Origin of the sequence: Ochrobactrum sp. AP1BH01-1 (assembly GCF_018066705.1) — a bacterium.
Lineage (GTDB): Bacteria > Pseudomonadota > Alphaproteobacteria > Rhizobiales > Rhizobiaceae > Brucella.
Window position 1 is genome coordinate 1 of the sequence record NZ_JAGPOU010000007.1, and the last position, 16,518, is coordinate 16,518.

Sequence of the window (16,518 nt, forward strand, 5' to 3'; positions counted from 1 at the left end):
TAGCTCGTCAGGCTCATAACCTGAAGGCCGCAGGTTCAAATCCTGCCCCCGCAACCATCTTTACTTGCGACCCCGTAGCACCCGCTGCGGGGTTTTTGCTTTGCGTGGAAATCGTAAGGATTCCAGCGAGATCGCCCTGAACGTCGATCTCCACCTTGCCGTCGACTGGGGTCAGCACGATCTGATCCACGAGCGAGCGCAGCGTGTCGGCGGCCTCGATCCGCTTCCCCTCATCTTCGTCCTGCAGAGCGTCGTAAAGCTGTTGGACCCGCTTGCGGTATTGCAGTGCCATGCTCGGGTGCAGCAGCGGTGGCGGCTCGTCGGCTTCGGCCAGGAACTGTTCCAGTTCGGTCTTTCGGGCCTCGAGCTTCTTGCTGCGTTCTTTCACCATGTCGACCGAAAGGGCGTCGCTCAGGTACAGGTCGAGGATCTTTTCCAGTTCTCGGTTGACCTTGGCCAGTTCCGCCTCGGCCGACGCGATACCCGCACGGCCTTCCATGCGCAGGCGGTTCATCTCCTGCGTGAAGACCTCGCAGAAATGGGCGAAGAGCTCCGGATCGACGAGCTTGGTGCGCAGCGCATTGAGTACACGCGATTCAAGCTCGTCGCGGCGGATGTTGACCCGGTTGTTGCAGGTCCCCTTGTTGCGCGCTGTCGCACATCCGATCAGCGTCGCCGAAATCGCGGAATAGCCGCCACCACAGCAGGAACATTTGGTCAGTCCCGAGAAGAGGTATTTGGGACGGCGGCGGGTATTGATCCGGGAGAGATCGGCCTCGCCGTTTTCCTTCCGTGCGATCTTGTTCTTTTCCTGTCGCGCCTTCACCGCGCTCCAGAGGTCGTCGTCGAGAATGCGCAGCTCCGGCGCCTCCTGGATGACCCATTCCTCTTCCGGGTTGGGGCGGGCCTGCCGCTTGCCGGTGCTCGGATCTTTGACGAAGCGCTGTCGGTTCCAGACGATCTTGCCGACATACATCTCATTGTTGAGGATGCCGTTGCCCCGTTTCGGGTTGCCGTTGATCGTGCTGAAGCCCCAGTCGCCGCCTGACGGAGCGGGAATGCCTTCCTTGTTCAGGGCGAAGGCGATGGTCTTGGCCGATTTGCCGGCGGCATAGTCGCGGAAGATGCGGCGCACGACTTCGGCCTGGAATTCGTTGATGGTGCGATCGCCGCGGATCGGCTCGCCGTTCGCATCGAACTTCTTGACCACATCGTAGCCATAGGCATTGCCGCCACCCGATTTGCCTGCCTCGACGCGGCCGCGCTGCCCGCGGCGGGTCTTGTCGGCCAGATCCTTCAGGAACAGCGCATTCATCGTGCCCTTGAGGCCGACATGCAGATGCGTCACCTCGCCTTCCGACAGGGTGAACATCTTCACGTCGGCATAGGACATGCGCTTGAAGATGCCCGCGATGTCTTCCTGGTCGCGGGAGAGGCGGTCCATCGCCTCGGCGAGGATCAGGTCAAAGCGGCCGCCCATTGCGTCGGCCATGAGCGCCTGAATGCCCGGCCGGATCAGCGAGGCGCCGGAGATCGCGTGGTCCGAATACTCCTCGACGATGTGCCAGCCCTGCTTCTCGGCATGGAGACGGCACATACGGAACTGGTCGGCGATGGAAGCGTCGCGTTGATTGTCGGAAGAATAGCGAGCGTAGATCGCGACTTTCAAAACTTGGCTCCCATCCATATCAGGAGGAGCGCTTCCTCCTTTGCCGTGACATCATCACTTCCTCTGCATAGCACTCCTGCGCCGCCTGCCTCGCCAGGATGCCGACCAGTCGCAGAAGGCGTGGGTCGGGATTGCCGCGTGGCGTAAACGTCAGCTCCGGCACGTCCAGCAGCAAGGATTCGAGCAGCGCTTCGCGCTCTCCTCCTGTCATCTTTGCCGGGTTTCCTGGGGCTCGCAAGGTCATAACTTGCAGCATTCGCCCCGAGGGAAGCATAAGCAACGGAAATTGAAGGCGAATATTCGGCGGCAATTGGCGCGGGTGAGCGTGCTATCGCGTAGCTCAGCGTGTCCTGGCGAGCCATGGCGTAGCAAAATAACCTATCGGAATCCCTCGCTGGCCCGGTCATCATTGGCCTCGTCGCCTCTCCTCATGAGGTCATTGACTGTAGGCGCAACCTTATCGTATTGTAATTCGCGATACAAGGCGCTATATGCCGACCAAGGAGATTCGCCATGGCCACGACCGCCGAACGCAAGGAATACCCGATCTCGATGCGCTTGCCCGAGGCGGATGTCGCAATGATCGATCGCGCCGCCAGCTTGCGCGGCCGCTCGCGCACCGATTTCGTGCGCGACGCCGCTGTGCGCGCGGCCGAGGAGGTCGTCATGGAGCAGGGCCTGATCCGGATGAGCCCGGAGGGCTTCGCCGAGTTCATGGATGTGCTGGCGCGTCCGGCCGCTCCCGTTCCGGAGATGGTAGACGTTCTGAAGCGGCCCGCGCCATGGGAGCCCGGCTACGTGGCGAAGCGGTAAGCTCTTGCACCTTTCGGGTCCTGAACCGCTCTCTGCCGAACACGATGTGTCCGAGTTCACCTGTGGCAAGCCCACGCTTGACCACTGGCTGAAATCACGCGCCCTCTCCAATCAGCAGAAGGGCTTCACCGCCGTCCTCGTCGTGCATGAGGCTGGGCGCGTGGTCGGCTTCTACGGCCTCGCGCCTACCGGTGTGGTGCCTTCGGTTCTGCCGCGTTCGATCAGGACGGGGCAGCCGCCCAACCCGGTCCCCTGTATGCTGCTCGGCCAACTCGCAACCGACACCGGATGGGCAGGGCTGGGCATCGGGACCGGTCTTGTGAAGCATGCTCTCCAGCGCTGCGTTCAGGCCGCATCGCTGATCGGCGGGCGGGCCTTGCTGGTCAACGCCGTCGACGGGGAGGCGGCCAAGTTCTGGAGGCGGCGTGGCTTCGAGCCTTCCAGGGATGATCCCCTGGTTCTGCTCCGCTCGATCAGCGACATCGCTGCCTCGCTCGGCGAGGGCGGTGGGTGAAAGCTTGGCTGGCCTCCAACCGTAGCGATCCGCCCCTTCAGTCAGATTGAAGTAGATCAGATCCGCCCATGCAAATTCGTCCTCCCCCATTGCCCACATTCCACTGGCAGATGTTCGTGCTTTCCTTCGCGCTATTCTGGGCGGTCGGCGGCATGCCCGAACCTGCCAAGGCTCAGCCTCGGCCGCAGATTGCGAAGTGCGTTCCCGGCCAGGCCCGTACCGCCGACGAATATTGCCTCGTTGATGGCGACACGATCTGGATCGACGGGGAAAAGCTGCGCATGGAAGGCTACGACACCCCGGAACCGCAAACCCACATCTGTGGTGGCGACGCCGAAATCGCGCTGGCACACCGAGCCAGTGATCGGGTGATCGAGCTGCTGAACTCGCACGACTGGACCGTCGAATATGGAGAGCCGGACAACACCGGCACGCGGACGCTCGTGACGATCAGAATCGGTGGTCGCGACATCGGTGACATCCTGATTGCCGAAAGGCTGGCCAGACCCTGGCCCGATGGCGAAGAATGGTGGTGCAACCCGTAGACGTTAGTTCCACGCCGTCGACCGCCTGGCGAGATCAAACTAACTCACTGTGCGCCCCTTCTCTGTCGTTTCGACGATGATCCGCTGATCCTGGAAGCAGCTTTTCAGCGCCCAGTGTGACCAAGGCTTTGCCGTGCGAGGTAGGCGCGACTTGATGGAGTAGCTGTTCATCGCACTTGCATTCCCGCCGCTCGGATTCGACAACTGGTGTACTCGGGGGAAAATGCCATGCAGCTTGAGCGTGCTCGCATCAGAAATTTCCGTTCACTTCGCGATGTCGAAGTCGTTTTTGGCGCACACACCGCATTGATCGGCGGCAATGGCGCAGGAAAGTCTTCAATCTTGAAGGCTATCGAGAAGTTCTACTCGACTACGAAAAACTGCGACGCTGACGATTTCTTTGGACGCGATCAAGGGCAGCCGATCGAGATTGAACTAACCTTTCACCAGCTTAGCGAGCAAGAAGCCGCAGCGTTCGAGGATCGGGTGCGGGATGGTAGGTTGGTCGTCACCCGCATTTTTGACGGAGGTCCATCAAGTGGACGCTATCATGGTGTCGTTCCACAGATTCCCGACTTCGTCGCTGTTCGGGCTCATTCCGCAGCCACACCCAAGCGCGCTGCTTATAATGCCCTGCGCGAGAATAACCCACTCTACGCCGACCTTCCCACTGCTGGCAGTGCGGCAGCGGTCGACCAGGCGATGCTAACCTGGGAGGCTGAGCATCCCGATCAGTTGGTGCTGCTGCCCGACGATGGTCAGTTTTTCGGATTCCAGAACAACAGCCGAGGCAAGCTCCAGCAGCACACGAGCTTCGTGTTCATTCCGGCGGTTCGCGACGCATCAGCGGACGCGGCGGACGGCAAGACGAGCGTCATCGGCAAACTACTCGAACTGCTAGTGCGCAGTCAGATCCTTCAGCGGCCGGACGTTCAAGCGTTCAAGGCGCAGTTGACCGAGGCCTACCAGGCCTTGGTATCCGCCGAAAATATGCCTGAACTCGGTGCGCTCGCTGGGACCCTCACCGCCGACCTGCGGGGTTTGTATCAAGATGCTGAAGTTTCGTTGGCCTGGCGCGAGGTCGGCGAGATGCCAGTCCCGTTGCCAATGGCGGATGTGTTTCTCAAGGACGAAGGCTTCGGTGGACCGGTGGACAGGCAAGGTCACGGCCTCCAGCGTGCCTTCATCTTTACACTTCTCCAGCATCTTGCGCGAACTGCCGTGCCGGAGGGCGACGAGGCACCCCCTGATAGTGACGTTGACGGCAGTGATGACGCGCCCGCTGCGGCTGCGGCTGCGGTCATGGCGCAGGCACCGACGCTTATCCTCGCAATTGAAGAACCCGAACTGTATCAGCATCCGACCAAACAGCGGCACTTCGCGGAAGTGCTGCGGGGCTTGAGTAGCGGTACGCTCCCTGGCGCGCAGGGCCACACACAGGTTATCTTCGGTTCGCACTCGCCAATGTTCATTTCGATGGGGAAGGCCGACGAGATCAGGCTTACCCGGCGCTCGCATTGTGACGACAGTGAATTCAAGCAATGCAGCCTGCAAGCGCTGGATCTCGGCACCGTTGCGCAGAAGCTCGAACGCGGCTGGAATAAGCCCGCTGGCACTTTCAGTGCACAGACTTTGATGCCGCGGTTGCACATTCTCGGTGCTGAATTGGCCGAAGGCTTTTTCGCCACCGGTGTGATTCTGGTTGAGGGCCGAAGCGATAAAGCGGCGCTCACCGCGACGGCGCGGATGCTCGGCGTGAATTTCGAGGCGGCCGGCATCGCCATCCTGTCAACCGAAGGCAAAGCCAATCTCGATCGTCCCTATGTGATTTTTCGCGAGCTGGGTATTCCAACCTTCATGCTATGGGATTGCGACCAGCAGTTACCCGAGGCTAAACGAACGCCGGCAACCGATCTTGCTTTGAGCAAGCTCGCTAAGCCGAACGATCAGATCGACGCCGCGCCCACTAGCGACCTCATCAGCGATTGTTACGCGCATTTCGAAAAGACATTGGAGCACAAGCTCAAGGAGGATCTCACGCCTGAAGTACACACGGCGTGCCTTGCTGCTGCCTGCGAACCCTTTGGTGTGCATCCGAGCAACGATGCGCAGAAGATACCGGAAATCGTCTATCAGACACTTCTCCGTGCTAAAGAACAGGGCCACGAGAGCGAGATGCTGAAGAGCCTCGTCCGTGCCATGTGGCGTTTCTTCCGCGATGAGGAAATCCCGGACCCGACGGAGGCGCAAGCTCCGGTAGCAGTGGGTGCGTGATCCATGTGTGGCACTGTAACGAGGAACTGATTCGTGGCGACGCTCAAGATCATCCATACGGCTGACTGGCAGCTCGGAAAGCCGTTCGGGCGCTTTCCGCAGGAGGTGCGTAGTGCGTTGGCTGAGGCTCGCCTCGATGCCATCGATCGCCTCGGTGCTGCGGCAATATCCAGCGGTGCCACGCACATCGTCGTCGCCGGTGATGTGTTCGACAACGTCGAACCCGGCGACCGCATCGTCACGCAGATGCTGTCACGTATGCAGCGGGCGTCGGTCACCTGGTGGCTGATGCCGGGCAACCACGATCATGCGCGAGCCGGTGGACTCTGGAGCAGGCTGCGCGGGCGTGCGCCTGCCTCAGTCCAGATCGTGGACACTCCCGAGCCTATTGAGATGGAGCAGGGTGCTTGGCTTCTGCCGGCGCCCCTGGAGCACCGGAAGACGGTGTCCGATCCTTCCGCGGCGATGGTCGATATGACGACGCCGCCGGGGGCACTCCGCATCGGTCTCGCACATGGCTCCATCACAGAGTTTGGCGCCACCGGAGAGAGCTCCAATCTGATCCCGCCGGATCGCGCCAAGTCCGCGGGCCTTGACTACCTCGCGCTCGGGGACTGGCATGGCTTTTTGACGGTTGGCGACCGGACCGCTTACAGCGGGACCCCTGAAATTGACCGGTTCGGGCGCGATGAGCCGGGCGGCTGCATCGGCGTGAGCCTGCGATCCAACGAAACGCCCGAGCTGCAGCGGATCGAGACCGGTCGATATCGCTGGATGTCGCGCCGCTGGAGTATGGAGAACATGGAAGACTTGGACCGTGAACTCGCCGCGCTCCGCAGCGAGGCGCGTTTGTCGGACGTGCTCCTTTCGCTCCATCTCGTCGGTGTGGTGAGTCTCGCCGACCGCGTCACGATGACGTCGGCCGTCCAGGACTGTCTGGCGCACGAACTGCGGCATTTGGAACTCGACGCGGATGGCCTGACCGCGCGTCCGACGGCAGAGGACGTCGCCCAAATCGATGTCCAAGGTGCGCTCGCCGGGGCGACTGCTACCCTACAGGCCAGGGCTACCGGATCGGGTTCCGATGCCCAGATCGCCGCCGCGGCGCTGGAGCGTCTCTATGTCGAGGCGATGCGATTCGATGCGGAGGTTGCGCGATGATCCTCAAATCCCTGGAGGTCGAGAACTTCCGCAAGTTCCGCGAACCGCTACGCATCGACGGCTTCACCGACGGTTTGAACATCGTAGTCGAGCCGAACGAGACGGGCAAATCTACCCTATTGGAGGCCCTGCGTGCGGCCTTCTTCATCCGCTACTCCGCCAAGACCGAACTCGTCCGTTCCTATGTCCCGACTGGTGATGACGTGGCGCCCCGTGTCACTGTCGGCTTCGGCCTCAACGGGCAGACTTGGAGGCTCGAGAAGCAGTTCATGAAGTCTCCCTCCGTGCGACTTACCGGCGCGAGCGGGCGACGAGAGAGCGATGCGGCCGAAGAAGCGCTGCAGGAGCTGCTCGGATTCGAGCGGGGCAACAACCGGGGCAGCGATCCCGAAACGCGCGGGCCCCTTGGCATGCTCTGGGTCGAGCAGGCGACGGCACTCTCCGTGGAGAGTCCAAACCGCATCGTGCGCGATACCGTTCGGGGAGTGCTCGAGGCGGAAGTCGGCGCGGTGACGGGTGGTCGACGCTTTGACGCGATCCGGGCCAGCATCGAAGCGGCATATTCAGCGCTGCGCACATCGGCGACGGGCAAGTCGCGCGGCGACTTAGCGGTGGCAGAGGCTCGCGTGTCCACGGCGACGGCTGCCCGCCAGGCGGCCGAGACCAACTTCCATGAATACGAGAACACTCTCACCGAGTTGGACGCGGCGAGGTCACGGCTTAGGATTATCGAGCGTGATCTCGTCGACCCAGAGGCGGCGGAGCAGCGAAAAAAGCTCGAGGCGGACCAGAAGGTCGCGGAGACCGCCTCTCTGCGGTCGACTGCGGCGGAGGCGCAATTCGGACGCGCCGACGAGGTCGCGAAGACGGCTTCGTCGAGGATCGAGCGATTGGACGCAGCCGAGGCTCGCGTCGGATCCGCCGGCACATACCTCGAAGAGAAGGCTCGTCTGCGGGACGAAGCCAAGGCTGAGGCTGCTCGTGCCGGTGAGGAGGAAAAATCACTCCGCGCCGCGCTCGACGAGGCTCGCGCGGAAAGGGAGAAACACGAGGAGGCACTGTCCTCCGCACGCGCGCGATTGCGCGGGTTCGCTAATGCCGCGGGCGCTCGTCGCGCGATCGATGCGCGAAAAGCTCTAGCCGAGCTAGAGGAGCGTGAGCGTGCGCTGGTTGATGACTCCGCCGGGGCCGTCGATAGTGACGACCTTGAGGAGATTACCGAACTCGAGCTTGCCGCCATCCAGGCACGCGCCCGGTTCGAAGCAGGCGCTGTGAAGGTAGAAGTCGAACTCGGGGCGGGCGCATCTTTGAGGATTGACGGGTTGACGACCGACGTCACCAGCGTTGACGTCCTCAAGACCACCAAGTTCGAGTTGGGTGATGCGGGCAGCCTAGTCGTGCGCCCGCCGCAGGGTTCGGGTCAGTCCATTGAGGCCGATCTTGCAGCGGCGACGGAAGAACTCGCTTCCGCCTTGCGGTCGCTCGGCATCAAGTCGCATGCGGAGGGCGTGGCCCGGAACGAACGGGCCTCCGCTGCCAAGCGCGAGTTGAAGGCGCTCCGGACACAGATCGCCTCGGCATGTCCTGGAGATCCGACAATCGGGTTGGCGCCCGGGGCAGATGCCCTGCGCGCCTTCGTGGCCGAGCTGGGCGACATCGCCGACGTTGTCGCCCCAACCGACAATGTCGACACGCTGGAGAAGGCGGTGGTCGACGCCAAGCTCGCCGAGGCTGCCGCATCCGGAAAGCGCGAAGACGGGAGGACGGCTCTGTCGAAGGCGGAGAGTACGCTCGCAACGGCCGAAGCCGATTATTCCGCAGCCATCCGCGAATCCGAGGCTGCGGCTGAAGATCTCCGGAACCTCCTAGAGATCGGGGATCGGGAAACGCTCGAAGCGGCGCGCGGTGAGGCTCAGCGGGAGCGTGCCGCGAAGTTCGAAGCTCTCGAGAAGGCGCGCGAAAGCGCCACGTCTTTCGACGCCGACGCTATCCGACGCCGCATTGTGAACCTCGATCGTGCCGCCAGCCGGGCCGGCGAGGAACGACTTGAACTGACCGCCCGGATCGCGTCGCTCGAATCCACGATCGTTAGGGAAGGGACAAACGGGCCTGCCGGTCGCCTTGCCGAAACGCGGGAGGAAGAGGAGGCCGCGATCGCCGCTTGCGATCGTTTGCGGCATGAGGCCGACATGCTTGAGGTGCTCCGCGAGGCGCTGTCGGATGCCGCGAATGAAGCGTCGAGGACATTCCTCGCACCCGTCACGGCTCGGGCTAGTCGATACATCCAGCAGCTTCTTCCCGGATGTGATCTGTCATTCAACGAGGAGCTCGGGCTGACCGGCCTCACGAGGGCGGGGATCGATGAATCCTGTGGTGATCTCAGTCGAGGCACGCAGGAGCAGTTGGCGATATTGACTCGGCTCGCTTTTGCGGACCTCCTGCTCGAGGATGGAGCGCCGATCTCTCTGATCCTCGACGACCCTCTCGTCTATTCCGATGATGCCCGCTTGGAGACGATGACCGACATCCTGCAGGACGCTTCGAAGCGGATGCAGGTGATACTTCTCACGTGCCGGTCGAAGGCTTTTCGTCACGTCGAAGCCAATAGGATCACGCTGAGATGAGCAAACGGATGGATGCGGCGAACCGCTACAGGCTCGCCTTCACTGAAGCGGAGGAGGCGCTGGTCGCACGGATCGATTTGCGTTGATCGCATGCCAACCATGCCGAGGCCCGTGCTGCCTACCTCGCGAACCAAGCCGATCTTGGATATGTTGAGATCGCTGAGAGAGCGGGACGCCGTGCCTGCTCAACGGATCAGCTATTGGACCCAGATTATCAGCCTGGACGCTTGAAGGGCTCATATGAGCAGCCGTTCGAGCGCAATGATTGCCGGAGCGAGGAAATCTATACTGGCCTTCCCGCGAGGCGCTCGTCGAGAACCGGCTCGTCCCAGGTGCGCGTCACCCCGAGCCACTTGTCGATCACCGCCTGAAACTGGGGCTCTGCGAAACAGGTCTGGAACGTGTAGAGGCGATTGACCACTTGCCGCATCAGGTCGCGCATCTCCTCATCGTCGAACCGCGACACGCTTCCCCAGGGGATGTGGTTGCCGTCGGCGTCGATGACGAAGACATCGGAATAGTCACCGGTCTTCGTGACCGGGACCGGCCCCGCATGCAGGTCCTCCAGCATGCTGTTGCGGACGCAGATCATCGCCATCGCCTTGGCGAGCGTCGCCGCTAACTGTTCTTCTTCCTTCCGGCCCATTTTCGTCCTCCGGATCATTGTCAGAGGCCCGGCAACATGCCATCGGCGGCTGCGCTCGCTGGCGTCTCCGCGATCACCAGCCGCTCGTCGGGCAGCGGCCGTTGCAGGTCCTTCGCTTCCTTCCAGTCGGCGGTTAGCCAGGTCTCGACTTCGTCACGGCCCGTCAGGATGACGGGCATGGCCTTCGGATGGATCGGTTTCACCACGCCATTGGCCTCGGTCGTCAGGAAGGCGAACAGCTGATGATCGCCCGGACGCGGGGTCCGGTTCGATCCGCGGGTTCCGCGCCATGGCGTCCAGATTCCCGCGAAGAAGAACAGGGGCTGGGTCTCATCGAGGGCGAACCAGTGCAGCGGTTTGCGCTTCGTGACCGGATCGGGCTTTTGCCCATATTCGGAAAAGGCGGTGGCCGGGACCACGCTGCGATGCTCAACTCCGAGCCATTTGCGCCAATGGGGGCTGGCCGTGTTGCGGATATTGGTGACGCCGGTGTCCGGTGCATCGCGGGACTTCAGATATTCGATGGGCGTCGGCATGCCCCAGGTCAGCGAAGCCAGTTCCCGTCCGCCATCGGTGTTGCGCACCACCGGAGCCGGCCGGTCGGGATAGACGTCGATCGAAGGTTCGAGATTGCCGATGCTGTCATGGGTGGCGGCCACGAAATCCCTGATCGCCTGCTGATTGGTCGTAATGCGATACAGGTTGCACATCGCCCCACTACTCTCCTTGCGAATACTTTACGCCACCATAGGGCATCGCGCGCCGTCGATCACTTCCGGGATGGCCGAGATTGACTCTCGACCCACAAGAGAACAAATAAAGAACATAGCAACAGAATCGACCAGTGCAAAGCCCCGGAGACGCCATCCTCATATGCCCAGCCGTGCCGACAGCCCAGCCATTGCCGAACTTCGGGCGCGCATCGCGCGGCTCGAAGGCGATGGCGTGCGTCCGCACGAGGTGCTGCCCTTCGGGATCGCGCCGCTGGATCGCAAGCTGCCCGGTGGCGGACTGGCGCTCGGATGCCTCCATGAAGTCGCCGGAGGCGGCAACGGGGCGGTGGATGGCGCGGCTGCCGCCTGTTTCACCGCCGGGATCGCCGCCCGCACCGCCGGCCAGGTGCTCTGGTGCGTGGCGCTCCAGGATCTCTTCGCACCGGGGCTGGAGCAGGCCGGATTGCCGCCCGGCCGGGTGATCTTCGTCGAAGCCGGGGACGACAAGGCGACTCTCGCCTGTATGGAGGAAGGGCTGCGGCATGGCGGGCTGGGGGCGGTCGTCGGTGACGTCGCGCGCCTGCCGATGCCCGCCTCGCGGCGGCTGCATCTGGCCGCGAAAGGTTCGGCGACGATCTGCATCGCGTTGCGCCGCTGGCGGCGGCAGGCGGAGGCGAGCGATTTCGGGCAGCCGACGGCGGCGATGACCCGCTGGCGGATCTCGGCGCTGCCGTCCGCGCCCCTTCCGGTTCCCGGTGTTGGACGGCCGCGCTGGCTCGTTGAGTTGATCCGGGCGCGGGCGGGCGAATGTCTCGATATCGAACTGGAGGCGTGCGATGGCTCGGGTCATCTCTGTCTTCCTGCCGAACTGGCCGACAGACCGGTTGCGGCGGAAGGCGGGCGACGCAGCGCCGCCCGGTGAGGCGCCGCTGGTCATCGCCGGAAAGGAGAAGAACCGCCGGGTGGTGACGGCGGCCGATCCGGCCGCGCAGGCGCTCGGCCTGCGCGCCGGAATGCCTGTCACCAAGGCCCAGGCGATGGTGCCCGGCCTCCACATCGAGCCCGCCGACCCGCGGGCCGACCTGGACAGCCTCGAACGCCTCGCGCTCTGGGTGCTGCAACGCTTCTCACCTATCGTCGCCGCCGACGCGCCGGACGGGATCGTCATCGACGCGACCGGCGCCGACCATCTGCATGGCGGTGAGGCGGCCATGCTGGAGGTGCTGACCGGTCGGCTTGTCATGTCCGGCGTCACCGCCCGCGCCGCCATTGCCGATAGCTGGGGCGCGGCCCATGCGCTGGCGCGCTACGCGGCCGATCCGCTGTTTGTCGCCCCTCCCGGCGAAACCGTCCCGGTCCTCGCGCCGCTGCCGCTGCAAGCACTGCGCCTGCCGCCCGCGATCGCGGTGGGGTTGAATGACCTGGGCTTTGTCCGCATCGGCGACCTGATCGGGCAGCCCCGTGCGCCCCTGACCCGGCGCTTCGGCCCGGAGCTCTGCCGGCGTCTCGATCAGGCCCTGGGTGCGGTCGCCGAACCCATCGAGCCGATCCGACTGGAGGAGCTGGTCTCCGTCCGCCGCGTCTTCGCCGAACCCATAGGCGCCGCCGAGACCATCGCGCGCTATATTCGCAAGCTGGTCATGGCGCTCTGCGAGGCGCTCGAAGGGCGGGGTCTTGGCGCGCGCCGTCTCGACCTGCTCTGCTACCGCGTCGACAACCGGGTCGAGACGGTGCGCATCGGTCTGGCCATGCCGGTGCGGAATCCCGCGCGCCTGACCCGGCTTCTCTGCGACAAGATCGAGACGATCGCGCCAGGCTTCGGCGTCGAGATCATGTCGCTGACCGCCACCCTGGCCGAACCGCTGGCCCTGAAACAGGCGGCCAGCAGCCTGATCGAAGAGGGGGCGCCGGATCTCTCCGGCCTGATCGACACGCTGGCGAACCGGGTCGGCGCGCGGGCGGTCTATCGCTTCGCCCCGGTGGCGAGCGATGTGCCCGAACGCTCGGTCCGCCGCCTGCCGGCGCTTGCCGAGGATACGGGCGCAGGCTGGCCGGACCATTGGCCGCGCCCCTCGCGGCTGCTCTCCCAGCCGGAGCCGATCGAGACCATGGCGCTGCTGCCGGACCATCCTCCGAACTGGTTCTCCTGGAAGGGCGTGCGCCGCCGTGTTCGCCGGGCCGACGGCCCCGAGCGCATCTTCGGGGAATGGTGGAAACGCGATGCCGAGCTCATCGCTGTGCGGGACTATTTCCGGGTCGAGGACGATGCCGGCGAACGCTTCTGGATCTTCCGCTCCGGCGATGGCGAGGATGCGGCCACCGGCTCGCATCGCTGGTTCCTGCACGGGATATTCGGATGAGCGCGCCCGCTTACGCCGAATTGCAGGTGACGTCGCATTTCTCCTTCCTGCGCGGCGCGTCCTCGGCCGAGGAGCTGTTCGCCGCGGCGGCCGCGATGGGGATCGAGGCGCTCGCCGTGACCGATCGCAACACGCTGGCCGGCATCGTGCGCGCCCATGAGGCGGCGAAGGAGGCGGGGGTGCGGCTGATCGTCGGCTGCCGCCTCGATCTTGCCTGCGGCATGTCGGTGCTGGTCTATCCGACCGACCGGGCGGCCTATTCACGGCTTTGCCGATTGCTGTCGCTGGGCAAGGGGAGGGCGGGCAAGGCGCGCTGTCATCTCGAATGGGACGATCTGGTCGCCTATGGCGAGGGGTTGATCGTGGTCCTGGCGCCGGACCTCGCCGACGAGACCTGCGGTCTGCGGCTGCGGCGCCTGCGCGCTGCCTTTGGCGATCGCGCCTATCTCGGCCTGACGCTGCGCCGGCGGCCCAATGACCAGATGCGCCTCTGGGAGCTGTCGACGCTCGCTGCGGGCCTAGGTGTGCCCACCGTCGTGACCAATGACGTGCTCTTCCATGAGCCCGGACGCCGCATCCTGCAGGATGTCGTCACCGCGATCCGGCACAATCTCACCGTCGATGCGCTCGGCACCCGGCGCGATCGCCATGCCGACCGCTATCTGAAGCCGCCTGCCGAAATGCACCGGCTCTTCGCGCGCTGGCCCGAGGCTTTGGCCCGGACGCGTGAGATCGCGGATCGCTGCCGCTTCTCGCTCGACGAGCTGCGCTATCAATATCCCGAAGAGCGCGACGATCCGGCGCTGACCCCGCAGGAGACCCTGGAACGGCTGACCTGGGAGGGCGCGGCGAGCCGCTATCCCGAGGGTGTCCCCGACGAGGTGACAGCGGCGCTGAAGCATGAGCTGGCCCTGATCGGCAAGCTCGACTACGCGCCCTACTTCCTGACGGTGAACAGCATTGTCCGCTTCGCCCGGTCGCGCGGCATCCTCTGCCAGGGGCGCGGATCGGCCGCGAACTCGGCCGTCTGCTATGTGCTCGGTATCACCGCGATCGATCCCGGCCGCAACGATCTCCTCTTCGAGCGTTTCGTCTCCGAGGAGCGCCGGGAGCCGCCGGACATCGACGTGGATTTCGAGCATGAGCGGCGCGAGGAGGTGATCCAGTGGGTCTATGAGCATTACGGCCGCGAGCGCGCCGCGCTAACCGCCACCGTCATCCGCTACCGCTCCAAGGGCGCGCTGCGGGACGTCGGCAAGGCCCTGGGGCTTCCCGAAGACCTGATCCAGACGCTGTCCGGCCAGCTCTGGGGCTGGTCCGAGGCCGGTGTGACCGAGCAGCAGCTCCGCGATCTCAATCTCAACCCGCAAGATCGCCGATTGCGCCTGACGCTCGAACTGGCCGCCCAGCTTCGCGGCGCGCCGCGGCATCTGTCGCAGCATCCGGGCGGTTTCGTGCTGACCCACGACCGGCTCGACGATCTCGTCCCCATCGAGCCCGCGGCGATGGAGGGGCGCCAGATCATCGAATGGGACAAGGACGATATCGACGCGCTGCGCTTCATGAAGGTCGATGTCCTGGCGCTCGGCATGCTGAGCTGCATGCGCCGGGGGCTGGACCTGCTGGCCGAGCACAAGGATATCCGCCTCGATCTGGCGTCGATCCCGGCCGAGGATCCGCGCACCTATGCGATGATCCGCAAGGCCGACACACTCGGCACCTTCCAGATCGAGAGCCGGGCGCAGATGTCCATGCTGCCGCGCCTGAAGCCCCGGACCTATTACGACCTGGTGGTGCAGGTCGCGATCGTGCGGCCGGGGCCGATCCAGGGCGATATGGTTCATCCCTATCTGCGCCGGCGCGAGGGTCTGGAAGAGGTCGACTATCCCCGGCCCGAGCTGGAGAAGGTGCTGGGCAAGACGCTCGGCGTGCCGCTGTTCCAGGAACAGGCGATGCGCGTTGCCATCGAATGCGCGGGCTTCACCGCTGGCGAGGCCGATCTCCTGCGCAAGAGCATGGCGACCTTCAAGCATACCGGCGGGGTCTCGAAGTTCCGCGACCGGCTGATCTCGGGGATGATCGAGCGTGGCTACGAGCAGGACTTCGCGGAGCGGACCTTCCAGCAGCTCGAAGGCTTCGGCTCCTATGGTTTTCCGGAAAGCCATGCGGCGAGCTTTGCGCTGATCGCCTATGCCTCGGCCTGGCTCAAATGCTGGCACCCGGATGTCTTCTGCGCTGCGCTCCTCAACGCCCAGCCCATGGGCTTTTATGCGCCGGCCCAGATTGTGCGCGACGCGCGCGAGCATGAAGTGGAGGTCCGCCCGGTCTGCATCAATGCCTCCCGCTGGGACTGCACGCTGGAGCCGACCGGAGACGAAAGCCGATTCGCCGTCCGCCTCGGGCTGCGGATGGTCAAGGGTCTCGCCAATGCCCATGCCGCCGCCATCGTCGCGGCCCAGGGCGATGAGATGTTCACCTCGGTCGACGATCTCTGGCGGCGGGCGGGTGTACCCGTGGCGGCGCTCGATCAGATCGCGGCGGCCGACGGATTCCGCCCGGCGTTCGGTCTGGCCCGGCGCGAGGCGCAATGGGCCATCAAGGGGCTGCGCGACGAGGAACTGCCGCTCTTCGCCGCCGCCTCGGAGCGCGAGGGACGGACCGTTCCGGAACTCGACGAGCCGGCGATCGCGCTCAGAGCGATGCCTGCTGGCCGCGAGGTGGTCGAGGATTATGGGCATATCGGCCTGTCGCTGCGTCGCCATCCGGTCTCCTTCCTGCGCGAGGACCTGGCGAGGCGCCGGATCGTCACCTGCGCCGAGGCGATGGCGGCCCGTGATCAGCGCTGGCTGGAGGCTGCCGGGATCGTGCTGGTGCGCCAACGCCCCGGTTCGGCCAATGGCGTCATGTTCATCACGCTCGAGGACGAGACCGGCATCGCCAATCTCGTCGTCTGGCAGAAGATTTTCGAGCGCTATCGCCGGGTCATTCTCTCATCGAGCATGATCGCCGTGCGGGGCCGCGTTCAGCGCGAGGGCGAGGTCGTGCATCTCGTCGCCCATCGGATCGTCGATCTGTCGCGGGATCTGGCGACTGTCGTGCAGCGCGAGGTGGCGACGGACGGGCAGCAGGGGCCGGGGGCCGGCGGTATCAGGGTGAAGGCGCGGGATTTTCGGTAAAGCCGGTGGCTTTGACAGAAGGC

General features: G+C 64.4%; 13 protein-coding genes. 9 read left to right on the plus strand and 4 right to left on the minus strand.

Annotation, left to right across the window (positions count from 1 at the left end; all coding sequences use genetic code 11):
• Positions 1–13: 13 nt before the first annotated feature.
• Together J9800_RS20950 and J9800_RS20955 are read right to left on the minus strand one after the other, a co-directional pair.
• Positions 14–1,669 (minus strand): recombinase family protein, encoded by a 1,656-nt coding sequence (locus J9800_RS20950; protein ID WP_012092578.1) that lies wholly within the window; start codon positions 1,667–1,669, stop codon positions 14–16.
• 19 nt (positions 1,670–1,688) lie between these two features.
• The gene (locus tag J9800_RS20955; protein WP_012092579.1) at positions 1,689–1,880 is read right to left on the minus strand and encodes a hypothetical protein; all 192 of its coding nucleotides are present in this window, start codon (positions 1,878–1,880) and stop codon (positions 1,689–1,691) included.
• Between the two features lie 302 nt (positions 1,881–2,182).
• On the opposite strand from J9800_RS20955, the gene J9800_RS20960 reads away from it, so the two are divergent.
• From J9800_RS20960 to J9800_RS20985, 6 genes are all read left to right on the plus strand, one after another.
• Positions 2,183–2,482 (plus strand): type II toxin-antitoxin system TacA family antitoxin, encoded by a 300-nt coding sequence (locus J9800_RS20960; protein ID WP_012092580.1) that lies wholly within the window; start codon positions 2,183–2,185, stop codon positions 2,480–2,482.
• Between the two features lie 4 nt (positions 2,483–2,486).
• Complete coding sequence (locus J9800_RS20965) at positions 2,487–2,996, plus strand: GNAT family N-acetyltransferase (protein WP_012092581.1); 510 nt, start codon at positions 2,487–2,489, stop codon at positions 2,994–2,996.
• A gap of 89 nt (positions 2,997–3,085) precedes the next feature.
• Positions 3,086–3,541 (plus strand): thermonuclease family protein, encoded by a 456-nt coding sequence (locus J9800_RS20970; protein WP_250132256.1) that lies wholly within the window; start codon positions 3,086–3,088, stop codon positions 3,539–3,541.
• A gap of 228 nt (positions 3,542–3,769) precedes the next feature.
• Entirely contained in the window at positions 3,770–5,815 is a 2,046-nt protein-coding gene (locus tag J9800_RS20975; protein ID WP_012092583.1) for an ATP-dependent nuclease, read from the plus strand.
• A 33-nt stretch (positions 5,816–5,848) separates the two neighbouring features.
• Complete coding sequence (locus tag J9800_RS20980) at positions 5,849–6,976, plus strand: metallophosphoesterase family protein (protein WP_210845923.1); 1,128 nt, start codon at positions 5,849–5,851, stop codon at positions 6,974–6,976.
• Positions 6,973–9,600 (plus strand): AAA family ATPase, encoded by a 2,628-nt coding sequence (locus J9800_RS20985; protein WP_012092585.1) that lies wholly within the window; start codon positions 6,973–6,975, stop codon positions 9,598–9,600. The genes J9800_RS20980 and J9800_RS20985 overlap by 4 nt, the downstream gene beginning before the upstream one ends.
• 283 nt (positions 9,601–9,883) lie before the next feature.
• Here the strand turns inward: J9800_RS20985 and J9800_RS20990 are convergent, their stop codons facing one another.
• Both J9800_RS20990 and J9800_RS20995 read right to left on the minus strand, forming a co-directional pair.
• Entirely contained in the window at positions 9,884–10,246 is a 363-nt protein-coding gene (locus J9800_RS20990) for a hypothetical protein (protein WP_012092586.1), read from the minus strand.
• Between the two features lie 20 nt (positions 10,247–10,266).
• On the minus strand, positions 10,267–10,956 hold the full coding sequence (locus J9800_RS20995; RefSeq protein ID WP_028034378.1) for an SOS response-associated peptidase: 690 nt from the start codon (positions 10,954–10,956) through the stop codon (positions 10,267–10,269).
• Between the two features lie 163 nt (positions 10,957–11,119).
• Between J9800_RS20995 and J9800_RS21000 the strand changes: the two genes are divergently transcribed.
• Genes J9800_RS21000 through J9800_RS21010 form a run of 3 tightly spaced genes read left to right on the plus strand, consistent with a single transcriptional unit; the run spans position 11,120 to position 16,495 of the window.
• Complete coding sequence (locus J9800_RS21000) at positions 11,120–11,881, plus strand: ImuA family protein (protein ID WP_012092588.1); 762 nt, start codon at positions 11,120–11,122, stop codon at positions 11,879–11,881.
• Positions 11,796–13,319 (plus strand): Y-family DNA polymerase, encoded by a 1,524-nt coding sequence (locus tag J9800_RS21005; protein ID WP_012092589.1) that lies wholly within the window; start codon positions 11,796–11,798, stop codon positions 13,317–13,319. The genes J9800_RS21000 and J9800_RS21005 overlap by 86 nt, the downstream gene beginning before the upstream one ends.
• Positions 13,316–16,495, plus strand: a complete 3,180-nt coding sequence (locus J9800_RS21010) for an error-prone DNA polymerase (RefSeq protein WP_210845924.1) — start codon at positions 13,316–13,318, stop codon at positions 16,493–16,495. The genes J9800_RS21005 and J9800_RS21010 overlap by 4 nt, the downstream gene beginning before the upstream one ends.
• Positions 16,496–16,518: the final 23 nt, after the last annotated feature.

Coding starts and splice junctions, on each gene's coding strand:
- J9800_RS20975 (WP_012092583.1), top strand. CDS start 3,770: ATGCAGCTTGAGCGTGCTCGCATCAGAAATTTCCGTTCACTTCGCGAT.
- J9800_RS20995 (WP_028034378.1), bottom strand. CDS start 10,956: ATGTGCAACCTGTATCGCATTACGACCAATCAGCAGGCGATCAGGGAT.
- J9800_RS20990 (WP_012092586.1), bottom strand. CDS start 10,246: ATGGGCCGGAAGGAAGAAGAACAGTTAGCGGCGACGCTCGCCAAGGCG.
- J9800_RS21010 (WP_210845924.1), top strand. CDS start 13,316: ATGAGCGCGCCCGCTTACGCCGAATTGCAGGTGACGTCGCATTTCTCC.
- J9800_RS20955 (WP_012092579.1), bottom strand. CDS start 1,880: ATGACAGGAGGAGAGCGCGAAGCGCTGCTCGAATCCTTGCTGCTGGAC.
- J9800_RS20960 (WP_012092580.1), top strand. CDS start 2,183: ATGGCCACGACCGCCGAACGCAAGGAATACCCGATCTCGATGCGCTTG.
- J9800_RS21005 (WP_012092589.1), top strand. CDS start 11,796: ATGGCTCGGGTCATCTCTGTCTTCCTGCCGAACTGGCCGACAGACCGG.
- J9800_RS20985 (WP_012092585.1), top strand. CDS start 6,973: ATGATCCTCAAATCCCTGGAGGTCGAGAACTTCCGCAAGTTCCGCGAA.
- J9800_RS21000 (WP_012092588.1), top strand. CDS start 11,120: ATGCCCAGCCGTGCCGACAGCCCAGCCATTGCCGAACTTCGGGCGCGC.